Source organism: Thermoleptolyngbya sp. M55_K2018_002 (assembly GCF_015295965.1).
GTDB lineage: Bacteria > Cyanobacteriota > Cyanobacteriia > Elainellales > Elainellaceae > Thermoleptolyngbya > Thermoleptolyngbya sichuanensis.
This window is the reverse complement of sequence record NZ_DVEA01000411.1, coordinates 1-11,516: the sequence shown is the minus strand read 5'-3', so window position 1 is coordinate 11,516 and position 11,516 is coordinate 1. Positions and strand designations below refer to the sequence as shown.

Annotated in this window: 7 protein-coding genes and 2 pseudogenes; 6 read left to right on the top strand and 3 right to left on the bottom strand. The window is 56.6% G+C overall.

Annotated elements, in window-relative coordinates:
* Positions 1 to 418, top strand: a pseudogene (locus IGS51_RS20770) (hypothetical protein); the annotation flags it as partial.
* A gap of 469 nt (positions 419 to 887) precedes the next feature.
* Positions 888 to 2,558 carry a nickel pincer cofactor biosynthesis protein LarC gene (larC, locus tag IGS51_RS20765; RefSeq protein WP_297080665.1) on the top strand — a complete coding sequence of 557 codons (1,671 nt, stop codon included), beginning with the start codon at positions 888 to 890 and terminating at the stop codon, positions 2,556 to 2,558.
* 6 nt (positions 2,559 to 2,564) lie between these two features.
* On the opposite strand, the gene IGS51_RS20760 is transcribed toward larC, so the two are convergent.
* Complete coding sequence (locus tag IGS51_RS20760; RefSeq protein WP_172354228.1) at positions 2,565 to 3,014, bottom strand: anti-sigma regulatory factor; 450 nt, start codon at positions 3,012 to 3,014, stop codon at positions 2,565 to 2,567.
* 1,128 nt (positions 3,015 to 4,142) lie between these two features.
* Positions 4,143 to 4,238, bottom strand: a pseudogene (locus IGS51_RS22460) (pyridoxamine 5'-phosphate oxidase family protein); the annotation flags it as partial.
* A gap of 343 nt (positions 4,239 to 4,581) precedes the next feature.
* On the opposite strand from IGS51_RS22460, the gene pyk reads away from it, so the two are divergent.
* The 4 genes from pyk (at position 4,582) to IGS51_RS20740 (ending at position 9,516) form a co-directional block, all read left to right on the top strand.
* Positions 4,582 to 6,018, top strand: coding sequence for a pyruvate kinase (gene pyk, locus IGS51_RS20755; protein WP_297080664.1), 1,437 nt, complete (start codon positions 4,582 to 4,584; stop codon positions 6,016 to 6,018).
* 101 nt (positions 6,019 to 6,119) lie between these two features.
* Entirely contained in the window at positions 6,120 to 6,815 is a 696-nt protein-coding gene (locus IGS51_RS20750) for a 2,3-bisphosphoglycerate-dependent phosphoglycerate mutase (protein ID WP_297080663.1), read from the top strand.
* A 30-nt stretch (positions 6,816 to 6,845) separates the two neighbouring features.
* Positions 6,846 to 7,856 carry a 2-hydroxyacid dehydrogenase gene (locus IGS51_RS20745; protein ID WP_297080662.1) on the top strand — a complete coding sequence of 337 codons (1,011 nt, stop codon included), beginning with the start codon at positions 6,846 to 6,848 and terminating at the stop codon, positions 7,854 to 7,856.
* A 25-nt stretch (positions 7,857 to 7,881) separates the two neighbouring features.
* The gene (locus tag IGS51_RS20740) at positions 7,882 to 9,516 is read left to right on the top strand and encodes an alpha-D-glucose phosphate-specific phosphoglucomutase (RefSeq protein WP_297080661.1); all 1,635 of its coding nucleotides are present in this window, start codon (positions 7,882 to 7,884) and stop codon (positions 9,514 to 9,516) included.
* Between the two features lie 49 nt (positions 9,517 to 9,565).
* Here the strand turns inward: IGS51_RS20740 and IGS51_RS20735 are convergent.
* Positions 9,566 to 11,516 (bottom strand): choice-of-anchor D domain-containing protein (locus IGS51_RS20735; protein WP_297080660.1); only part of this gene is annotated, 1,951 nt, incomplete at its 5' end.

Here is an 11,516-nt window from a genome sequence, read left to right as displayed (position 1 = left end):
TTATGAAGCTCGTCGCCAAGCCGAGATTGCGCGAGACAATGCCAATACCTCTGGGGGGTTGTTTCTCGGCCTGATGCTGGCTGCGATCGCTGGCTTTACCACCTTATTTATCGCGCTGGCCCAGCGCAGCGATACCCAGCCCCAGATAGAACCCGCTGCTCCCCCCGAAGTGAACGTGCAGCCTCCTGAGGTGAACGTTCAACCCCCCGATGTAAACATCCAGCAGGCTCCGCCCCCGGATGTCAACGTGACGATTCCTGAAGCTGCCCCCCAAACGGCCCCTCCCCAGAGCGCTGACCCGTCTCTTGATCCGATGATGGGCGCACCCGAAAGCTCGACGGATTCGATGAACCCAGATTCGATGAACACTGATCCGATGGCGAATCCCAATGGCACGGTTCAGCCAGGACAACCGTAATCTCTGGGTCGGCATCATTCCTGCCCTTGGAATGTGTGATTCATCTTCTAATCGATTGACCATCGGCTGTGGGCGTAGCGATTACGCTCGCGGCCGATTTTAGTGCAGAGGGGAGCAAGCAAGTGCCTATTCAGGAATAACTGCCAGGAATAACTGCCAGGAATAACTGCGTGAAGGATATACCGCAAATCTCAGGGTCTGAACCCGACCGTTATTTACTGTAGATTAGTTGAGGACGGGCTATCTTAGGGCGTGTTTTGAAACCCTTTGATCCCCCCTTAGCCCCCCTTAAAAAGGGGGGAACCGAGCCGAACCACTCTGCAAGTCCCCCTTATTAAGGAGGATTTAGGGGATCGACTCAAGGTAATCAACGACCTAGAGAGTTTTAAGACACTGCCTAGCGGTTTAGTTCTCTCAACTTTTTAAACTTCAATTTCTCGACTCCAATTCTCAACTCCAAGGCTCATCTATGACCAAGATTGCGTATCTAGACTGCCCGACGGGTATTGCCGGAGATATGTGCCTAGGGGCGCTGATTCACGCAGGGTTGCCGCTGGAGTATTTGGAAACGCAGCTTCGGCGATTGGGCATTTCCCATGAATATACGCTACGAGTCGAAACCGTGCAGCGAAACGGGCAATCGGCAACAAAACTGCATGTGGATTTAAACGCCTTGCCTGATCCAGAGGCGCTGGCTCATCGAGAGCCAGGAGTTGATGTTCATTCAACCTTTCAGCGTGCCTATGCTCAACCTCACTCTAATGATTTATCTCATGATTTAACTAATCAAAGTATTAATCAAAATACGGTCGAGCCGTATTCAGGAAAGTATTCGGATTCACATTCTCATCCACATCCTCACCAGAGTCATAGTCACACGCATGAGTCTGATTTTTCCGATGATTCTGCAAGTCATTTTCATCCGCATCCACACAAGCATCCGGCTGCTTATCCCCATTCTTTAGACAATGCCACAGGTGCAATTAGTGACTCTGAGCATCCGTCTCATGATCTTGCCTCACACCATCACGCAGGCACGCGGCATCTGACAGACATCGAGCAGTTGATCTTGGCAGCAGGATTGTCGCCTCGGGCGGAAGCGTGGAGTTTGGCGGTGTTTCGGCAGTTGGCGATCGCCGAAAGCGCGGTTCACGGCATTCCCATCGAGGCGGTTCACTTCCACGAAGTCGGAGCGACAGATGCGATTGTGGATATCGTGGGAACCTGTTTGGGGTTGGACTGGCTGGGCATTGAGCAGCTTTATTGCTCGGCGATGCCAACGGGCGGGGGCACAATCTGGGCCGCCCATGGACGGCTCCCGGTTCCTTCGCCTGCGGTGCTGAAGCTGTGGGAGCTGCGGCAGGTGCCAGTGTACAGCAATGGCATTGAGCGAGAACTGGTGACCCCGACCGGGGCGGCGATCGCCACCACCTTGGCAGCCAGCTTTGGCCCACCGCCGCCGATGACGCTGACTCGCGTAGGACTGGGGGCCGGCGGGCGCGAGCTGCCGATTCCCAATATTCTGCGGCTGTGGATTGGGGAATCCTCCGAACTGGGGGCAGGTAGCTGGGCCTATCGACAGACGGCTCACACCGCTCCATCGGGGATTCCCTTACCCCAGTCTGCTAGAGCCGTAGCGTCCACTGCTGAGCCAGGAGCCAATTCCCAGGTGACGGTTCTGGAGACGCAGATTGACGATGCAAACCCGCAGGCGATCGCCTACACGCTAGAATCTCTGCTGGCAGCAGGAGCGCTGGACGTGTTTACGCAGCCTGTGACCATGAAAAAATCGCGCCTGGGCACGCTGATCACGGTGATTTGCCCAATTGACCTGGCCGAAATTTGCAAAGCCGTCCTGTTTCGCGAAACTACGACGCTGGGTATTCGTGAGTCAGTGCAGCAGCGAACTATCCTCGATCGAGAATTTCAGACGGTCGAGACGGAATTTGGAGAAGTCCCAATGAAGCTGGGGAAGCATCCCGTTAGCGGAGAACTGCTCAACGTTCAGCCGGAGTATGAAGATTGTGCCAAAATTGCCCGCGATCGCCAAGTTTCTTGGAGCGACGTGCATCGAGCCGCTCTACGCGCCTGGGAGAATCGGAACCCAAAGACCCAACTTTGGGCAGAGAGCGCCCACTAGCGTCTACTAAGAGAGGAGCGGCAAACGCCCCCGGCTCCGAACCTGCTTGCAAAGGCGAAGCTCTGTGCCGTCTGTATTCCAGTGTACCTGGTCAAAAATCTGGTGGAGAATATAGAGTCCGCGCCCGCAGTCTCGCTGCTCTTGGGGCGATCGCCCGACACAATCCTCTCGGCATGGCCCCGCAGGGTCGAACCCGCAGCCTTGGTCGGAAATGATCCACCAGTGTTCGTTATTGACAATGTAGAACTCAACCAAAATGGTTTTGTTTGGGTCGAGATTATTGCCGTGCTTTGCTGCGTTAACTAACGCCTCTTGAAGTCCCAAACGCACCTCTGCTCTCCAGCGTGGCGGAATATCAGCCAGCAGCAAGTCCAAGACTGGACCCAGATGCAAAGTAGACGCAAAGCTTACAGTACCCCACTTTCGCCCATTGGGACGAGGTGTGATTGCGATCACTCGATGATCCTCACTGGCGTACAAAGGGACAGCGGATGAACCTTGCTCGGTTCAGTTCAAAAGTTAGGACTTTAAAGAGTGAAACCTATAGTGAAACTTATCTTTAGAAGCTCAGGCTAGGTGAATGAGTCTGAAAACTTTCCACTGAAGCAAAACTGCAAAAATTTAAAGTTCAATGCAATAGCTGGAATGCAACCTAAATCAAAAAAATTAAGTCAATGAAAAAAGTGCAACCAAAAAGCAACAACGTAGATGGGTAGCGCATCTATATTCAACGATTCAATTCTAGCACAGATGGTCGGTAATCCCTGCTTTTTGGGCGGCAATTACTCACTGGGCCGGGGTTTCCCTGATCTTGGATGTAGCATTGCGACCGGGTTTAGACAGAATTCTGTGAGCTAAACTACAAAATCCTTGGGCAGAATAATAGTCAACAGCGCGATCGCTCTACGAACTTGGGGCGATCGCGCTACACTCAGCAGACTTCATGATCTTGGCAAAATCTCTGCAAGCAGGAATCAGTACAAATGCATTGAAGCCCAAACGTTGACTCAATAATTTGGCTCAATAATTTGGCTCAATAGTTTGTTCAATAATTGAGTTTGCTCAATAATTGACTCAACGACTCTACAGTTCACCGAGGAAGGAATTCCTTCCCTAGCGACCAAGGGCGTTATCCGCTGCCTAGGCAAGCTGCTGTTCTAGCGTCGAAATGCGATCGCGCAACGGAGTCATCATCGCTTCAACGCTTCAACCCTCTGTGCAGAATACTGTGGAGTATGCTAAGGAGCAATCGTCGCTAATCGCTTCGATGTAAAATAAGATAGCTTGTTCAGCGGGGGCAAAGTAATCATAAGCCCGGAGTTTTTCGGTCTATTCTCCGTTCGCATCTATGTCCCCTTCTAGTCTTCTTCTAAGTATTCTGCATATCCCCAAACTTGGGTGCATTCCACTTTTGTAACCCTTACCCTAAATCCCTCTCCCAAAGCGGGAGAGGGACTTCCAATCCGGCTCCCCTTCTCTCGTTTTGGGAGAAGGGGCTGGGGGATGGGAGCAAACTTGCATAACTGGGATGCGCCCTCAAACTTTGACTTGCTGGCAATGTGGATACTCCATTAATCGATTAAGAGCAATGTAGCGTTCGTAGGTTTGTCGAGAGCCACGATGCTCTTGAGCGGCTAGGACTCCGGGCGTAAAAGCAATTTCTCCAAATTTGCGTGGCATGGGGTCCTCCTTTGATGGGGCAGATGGATTTTGATGGGGCAGATGGATAGGGTGAGCTATAGCGGTGGGCGATCGCCATCTAGGGATCACTGATTCTGGCGCAGGGGTTGGGCAATCCGTCGCCGTCTCAGCGGGCGATGCAGCAGTGGCCAAAAGAACTGTTGCGCTCAACACCAATTTAGGGATTTTTAGGCTGCTGTTATCCAGTTATCAAACAGCATTCAGGATTGTGCGGTAGGTTCATAGCCAAATTCCTACATGACCCGGTGCGCTAATTCGTCGATGGTTCGCTTGTTGGATTCTGTCAGCAGCCTTTAGCAACCTTCACCCTGCCACTGCCGCTATGAAACTCCTCACCCCCCGCACCAAAGTTGTCGCTACAATCGGCCCTGCCAGCCGATCACCCGAAATTCTCAAAAAAATGGTGAATGCGGGCATGAGCGTGGCCCGCCTCAATTTTTCTCACGGCTCCTACGAAGATCACGCCAAGACGATTGAAATGATTCGGATGGTCGAGGCAGAACTCGATACGCCGATTACGCTGCTGCAAGACCTGCAAGGGCCAAAAATTCGCGTTGGGCAAATGCCGAATGGGGGCATTCCCCTGGAGGAGGGCGCACCGCTGATTCTGGTGCCAGACGATGCCCTCGACGGGCAGCCCAACACCGTCTCGATTGACTATCCGCACCTGTGGGAAGAAGCAACGCCAGGGACGCAAGTGCTGATGGATGATGGCTTGCTGGAATTGCAGGTGGAGGAAGTAGTGGGTCGCGAGGTGCGCTGCCGTGTGGTCAAGGGCGGGCTGCTGAAAAGCCGCAAGGGCGTGAACCTGCCCAGCCTGAACCTGAAGTTGCCATCGATGACGGACAAGGATATTCAGGATGTGGAGTTTGGGCTGTCGCAAAATGTCCACTGGATTTCGCTGAGCTTTGTGCGGCGGGGTGACGACGTGCGATCGCTCAAGGATTTGCTGGCTTCTAAGGGCCATGCCGATGTGCCCGTGCTGGCAAAGCTAGAAAAACCCCAGGCCATCGAAAACCTGGAAGATATTCTCTGCGCCTGCGACGCGATTATGGTGGCGCGGGGGGACATGGGCGTGGAACTGCCGCCAGAACAAGTGCCCCTGACACAGAAGCGCATCATTCGCCGCTGCAACGAACTGGGGATTCCGGTGATCACAGCGACGCAAATGCTGGAGAGCATGATCCAAAACCCGCGCCCGACTCGCGCCGAGGCCAGCGATGTGGCCAACGCCATTCTCGACGGCACAGACGCAGTGATGCTGTCGGGTGAGTCGGCGATGGGGGCCTATCCGGTGGAGGCGGTGCAGATGATGACGCGCATTGCCCGCGAGGTGGAGCGCGACTATCACTTCGTCAACTACCCCCCCTCCAAAGAAGACGAAGCCCACGCCATTAGCGAAGCGCTGAATGCCATCGACCAATTTTTGCCGCTCCAGTGCATTGTGGCGTTTACCAATACAGGCTATACGGCAAAGCTGGCCTCGAAGGAGCGGCCGACGGCTCCTGTGGTGGCGCTGACCCCGAATATCGACGTATACCATCGGCTGAACTTGGTGTGGGGCGTGAGGCCGGTGCTGCTGCAAGAGGAAACGACCGAGTTTGAGGCGGTGCTGCGGCAGGCGGAGGAATGCCTGCTGGAGCGAGGGATGGCCTCGGTGGGCGATCGCATCTTGGTGGTGGGCGGCATCCCGATGAAGGTGACGGGCGGCACAAATTTCCTCAAAATTCACACCATCGGCACCTTTGCTGCTGGGTAGCACTAGCTTTTGGTTTCAAGCTGCAAAAAACCTTTGGTTTCATCTTTAATTTCACCGTTAACTTCACCTGATTTCAGAGCGTCTAACGCTTCTCTAAGCCTATGGCAAAATTAATTCTGACCCGGCATGGACAGAGCCTCTGGAATGCGGTCAATAAGTTCACTGGCTGGGTAGACGTGCCGCTGAGCGAACGGGGCCGCGCTGAAGCGACAATTGCCTCGACCAAGCTGCGGGAATATCGCGTAGATGTGGTGTTTACCAGCAAGCTGATTCGGGCGATTGAAACCGCAGTTTGCATTCTGACCGAGTGCGACGACATCTGTGGCGGCAAGATTCCCATCATTCAGCACGACGACGACGACCCCGACTGGAAAGGTCTGGATAACTACGACAATCCAGACGAAGTGCTGCCCATTTTCACCAACGCAGCCCTAGACGAGCGCTACTATGGCAACCTGCAAGGGCTGAACAAGGCCCAGACCGCCGCAGAATACGGAGCCGAGCAGGTGCAAATCTGGCGACGTTCCTACGACATTGCGCCCCCTGGTGGCGAGAGCCTAGAAGACACGCAGGCCCGCGTCTTGCCCTATTTCAACGAAACCATTCTGCCCTACCTGCTGCAAGGCAAAAACGTGCTGATCGCCGCCCACGGCAACTCGTTGCGCTCCATCATTATGAAACTGGATAAGCTGTCGGGCGAAGAAGTAGCCAAGCTGGAACTGGGAACCGCCGTGCCGATTGTGTACGACATTGATGAACACGGCGAAGTGACCCATAAGGTAGTGCTGGATCTGTAGGCGATCGCTGGGTATTTGCGAGGAACTGGTATGAGAGTGGGAGTGTTTAGCGCCAAGGCTTACGACCGCGAAATTCTGGAAAGCCTCGGCGCCACCCGGGGCCATGAGCTAGTGTTCATTGAAGAATCGCTGAATGCCCGTACAGCGGTGCTGGCGGCTGGGTTTCCGGCGGTGTGTGTATTTGTGAACGACCAGTTGGATGCGGCCACGCTGAGGGCGATCGCCGCTGGAGGCACTCGCTTCATCGCGCTGCGCTGCACAGGCTATAACAACGTAGACCTCAAAACCGCAGCGGAACTGGGGATCACGGCTGCCCGCGTCGCTGCCTATTCGCCCTTTTCGGTGGCAGAGTTTGCTGTGGGGCTGGTGCTGGCGCTCAACCGCAAGATTCATCGAGCCTACAGCCGCACCCGCGACGGAAATTTCAGCCTGGAAGGACTGATGGGGTTTGACCTGCGTGGCCGCACTGTTGGCATCATCGGCACGGGCAAAATCGGTCTGATCTTTGCCCAGATCATGCATGGCTTTGGCTGTCAGCTTTTGGGCTATGACCACCGGGTAAACCCCCAGTTTACGGCGCTGGGTGCGGCTCAGTATGTGGAACTGCCGGAGCTATTTGAAAACGCCGACATTATCTCGCTGCACTGCCCCCTCACGCCCGAAACCCGCCACCTGATTAACGCCGACACCATCGACCAGATGAAGCGCGGGGTGATGCTGATCAACACCAGTCGGGGCGGGCTAATCGACACGGAAGCGGTAATTGATGCACTCAAAGGTAAAATCATTGGGGCACTGGGCCTCGATGTGTACGAACAGGAGGCGGATCTGTTTTTTGAAGATTTGTCCAATGAGATTATTCAAGATGATGTTTTCGAGCGGCTGGTTACGTTTCCCAACGTCATCGTGACCGGACACCAGGCCTTTTTCACTGAAGATGCGCTTAGGGATATTGCCGAAACCACCCTGGACAACCTAGACGACTTTGAGCAGGGGCGGCCCTGTCCAAACGAGATCACCCAACCGCTGGTCAGCGCATGAACTTGCTTAACCGAGAGGATTGTCGATGAATATTCAAACCATTTCCACGCAGCCCTTCGCCGATCAGAAGCCCGGAACTTCGGGGCTGAGGAAGTCTGTTCCCACCTTCCAACAGCCCAACTATCTCGCAAACTTCATCCAGTCGATTTTTGACAGTCTGGATGGCTATCAGGGGCAAACCCTGGTGCTGGGCGGCGACGGTCGCTATTACAACCGCGAAGCAGTGCAACTGATTCTGAAAATGGCGGCGGCCAATGGCTGGGGCCGCGTGAAGGTGGGGCACCACGGCATCCTCTCTACGCCTGCCACATCTTGCGTGATTCGCAAATACAAGGCCTTTGGCGGCATTATTCTCTCTGCTAGCCACAATCCCGGCGGCCCCAATGGCGACTTTGGCGTGAAATACAACATCGAAAACGGCGGGCCCGCTCCGGAGAAGGTGACGGAGGCGATCTTCGCGCGAACCAAAGAAATTACGGAATACAAACTCCTGGATGCGCCCGATGTAGACATCGACACGCTGGGCGAAAGCAAGCTGGGTGGCATGGTGGTCGAGGTGATCGACTCCGTAGCCGATTATCAGGAATTGATGGAGTCGCTGTTTGATTTTGACCGGATTCGGGCGCTGCTGACCAATGGCTCATTCCGCCTGTGCATTGACGCGATGCACGCCGTTACCGGGCCCTACGCCCATGCCATTTTTGAGCAGCAGTTGGGCGCACCCGCAGGCACGGTTCGCAGCGGCACGCCCCTGGAGGATTTTGGCGGCGGCCATCCCGACCCCAACCTGACCTATGCCCATGATCTGGTGGAGATCATGTTCAAAGAGGACGCGCCGGATTTTGGGGCGGCGTTTGACGGGGATGGCGATCGCAACATGATTTTGGGACGCAATTTCTTCGTCAACCCCAGCGACAGCTTGGCACTGCTGGCGGCAAACGCGCACCTGGTTCCCGGCTATAAGGACGGGCTGGCAGGGGTGGCCCGCTCGATGCCCACTAGCGCAGCGGCGGATCGGGTGGCCCAGCGGCTGGGGATTGGTTGCTATGAAACGCCGACGGGCTGGAAGTTTTTTGGCAATTTGCTGGATGCGGGCAAGGCGACGCTGTGCGGCGAAGAGAGCTTTGGCACCGGGTCAAACCACATCCGCGAAAAGGACGGTATCTGGGCGGTGCTGTTTTGGCTGAATATTCTGGCGGTGCGGCAACAGCCCGTAGAGCAGATCGTGCGGGAACACTGGCAGATGTTTGGGCGCAACTTCTACTCGCGGCATGACTATGAAGAGGTGGCGAGCGATCGCGCTAAGGCATTAGTCGATCACGTCCAGGCGCAAATGCCAACGCTGCCCGGAAAAACCTTCGGCTCCTACGCGGTCGAATACGCCGACAACTTTAGCTATACCGACCCGGTAGACGGCAGCGTTAGCCAAAACCAGGGCATTCGCATTGGCTTTACGGATGGGTCTCGCCTGATCCTGCGGCTGTCGGGCACGGGCACCAAGGGCGCAACGCTGCGGCTCTATCTGGAAAGCTATGAACCCAACATCGCCAAACACACCCTCGACCCGCAGGTGGCCCTGGGCGACCTGATTGCGATCGCCGAAGAAATTGCCCAAATCAAGGAATACACGGGCATGGACAAGCCGACGGTGATCACCTGATCGGCCCAAACCTTGCCTGGGGCGATCGCCCAGAGGTTCCGCCGCCAGACTACCGAGACAGCGGGTTGAGTGGCTGCGGGAGGGGTGCGGGCAGGGGTTGGAGGGGTGGATTGGGGAGCGGTTCGGGCATGGGATCGGGGAGCGGTTCGGGGAGGGGCGTAATCGCGGCCTGGCCGACCCCGCCGACCCTGACCCGTCCAGGGCTGTTGGGGGCGTTGTGGGGAATCACCAACTGGGCCGTGCGATATCCCGGCTCCGTTGGGTTGAACATCATCTGGACGGTGCAAACCTCACCCGGAGCCAGCGTTACATTGGTGCAGCTAATCGCAAAGTTGCTGTCGTTCGAGGTGGCAAAGTCAAACGGGTTTTCCCCGCTCAGCCCCAGATTTCCCAGGATCAGGGGTGCATTGCCGCTGTTTCGCAGGGTCACAGAGCGGGGCGCACTCATGTTGCCGATGGTCTGATTGTCAAAATCGATGCTGGTGGGCTGGATGCTGAGGGTGGGGAAGCGCTGCACCGAGCCGTTGCCCCGCAGCACGACAGAGGTGGAGCCAGTGTTTGTCGGAATCACGATATTGGCGTTGCGCGACCCTTCTACCTGCGGAATAAAGACGACGTTAAAGCCGCAGCTTTGCCCCGGCCGCAGCGAGAGATTGGAACACTCCGCGCCAATGGAGGAGTTGCGATCGCTCACAAAGTCTGGGTTGCCATTGACCCGGATATCGCCCAATAGCAGCGGCGCGGTGCCCATATTGCTAATGGTGACGGCGCGGGGGGCGCTGGCCCGCTCTAGCTCGATGCTGCCAAAGTCGATGGATAGCGGGTTGACCCGCAGCGCAGGCACCGCAGGCGGCACACCCTGACCCATCAGCATGACGCGGGCCGTGCCCCGATAGTCGTTGCTGTCGAACCGCAGGGCAGCGCGGCGATCGCCCTCCCCCTCTGGGCTAAACACCACGCCCACCTCGCAGCGGGCCCCCGGCGGCAAGTCACTGGGGCAGGTGTTGCGCGTCAGTCGAAAATCTCCCGTCCGGCTTTCGATGCTGATATTGCGAAGCTGGATGGGCACGCCCCCCGTGCTTTGCAAAAAGAAGCGCTCTTCGCGGCTAGTATTGCGAACCGTGACAGCACCAAAATCTACCCGGCCGGGCGTAATGCTGAGGGTGGGCGTTTGGGGCGCAGTGGCCACGCCGTAGCCCGTCAGCGGCACGTTCCACGGGCGATTGCTGGTGTCAATCACGTTAATATTCGCTGTGCGCTGGCCCGGGGCCGTGGGGCGAAAGGCGACAAAAATCGGGCAGCTTTGTCCTGGAGCCAGGGGCCCGCCCGTACACTGCTCGCTCACCAAAAAGTCGCTGCGAGCCTGCCCATCGGCCCGCACCAGTTGAATCGTCACGGGAACGGCGCTGTTGTTGACCAGGGCGATCGTCCGCTGGCCAGTTTGGGCATTGACCTGCCACTCGCCAAAGTCCAGCGTGCCAGGGTTGAACCGCAGCGCCACGTCAGGATTGACCGGGGGCGTGGGCGACGGACTGCCGGGGCTGGGGCTGCCGCCAATGGCACTGGGGCTATTGCCGCGCAGGGGAATGGTGTAGCGGGTCACGCCCGTAATGTCGTTGAAGGCCAGATCCGCAATGCGATCGCCCTGACCCTGGGGCGTAAACGTGACCTGGATCGTACAGGACTGGGCCGGCGGCAGGGGGGCGCGGGTGCATTGCTCCGCCACTTGAAAATCCGTTGGATTTGCCCCGACGGGTGTAATCCGTCCCAGCCGTAGCGCCTGACTGCCTGTATTTTGCAGAGTCACCGTTTGAGGCTGGCTGCTGGTGTGAATCGTCTGGTTGGAAAAGGTGAGGCTGCTGGGATTGACGCTGAAGGACGGGCGATCGCGCACCATTAGCCACGCCGCCAGCGCCCCCAGCAGCAGCGAGGCCACCAGTCCTCCCAGCAGCAGCGGCGAAAAGCGCGAGGAGGCTGCCTCTGCTTCGGGGTCGGAGGTT